The 819-nt window shown below is 39.2% G+C and carries 1 pseudogene; it reads left to right on the forward strand.

The features are described from left to right. Positions 1 to 819: pseudogene (locus LC419_RS23435) on the forward strand (peptidase M61); the annotation flags it as partial.

Below are 819 nucleotides of genomic sequence, written 5' to 3' on the forward strand. Positions count from 1 at the left end.
GAAAATGAAATCCGGAGACCTCAAGTTTCATTTTCCGAAAACCGTTCCGGGTACCTATTCTGTAGATGACTACGGAAGATTTGTGGAAGGCATCAAGTTTTACGATAATAAAGGAAGAGAACTTACCTATGCAAAAGTAAATGACAATACCTATTCATTAAAAAACGCTAAAGATTTAAGCAAAGTAACCTACCTGGTGAATGACAGTTTTGATGATGAAATGGACAGTTCCAAACACAAAGCTGTATTTTCTCCCTCCGGTACTGATATTGAGGAAGGAAAAATCTTTATGATCAACACTCATGGGTTCATCGGATATATTGACAATATGCAGGATGTTCCTTATCAGCTTATCATTCAGAAACCTGCAGGTTTTTATGGGACAACGGCTTTGGTAGACCAGGATAAATCTGATGCTACGGATACGTTTACCCTGGCTAATTATGCTAAAGTGACGGATTCACCGCTAATGTACACCAAACCGGATTATATCACCTTCAATGCTGGAGGAATGGATCTTGTACTGGGTGTTTATTCTCCAACCGGAAAATATAAAGCAGCAGATTTTAAAGACAATCTAGAAAAAATGGTACTGGCTCAGAAGAAATTCCTGGGTGACATGAATACCAATAAAAAATATGCGATCATGCTTTATCTTTCAGGAGGTGACGGACCCAAAATAAAAGGTTTCGGAGCATTGGAGCACCATGAATCTACCAGTGTGGTACTTCCTGAAATGATGCCGAAAGAAGCGATCGACAAAACGATTACAGATGTTGTTTCGCATGAATTCTTCCACACGGTGAATCCTTTGAAAAC

It is taken from the genome of Chryseobacterium sp. OSA05B (assembly GCF_019970065.1).
In the GTDB taxonomy this organism is placed as follows: Bacteria; Bacteroidota; Bacteroidia; order Flavobacteriales; family Weeksellaceae; genus Chryseobacterium.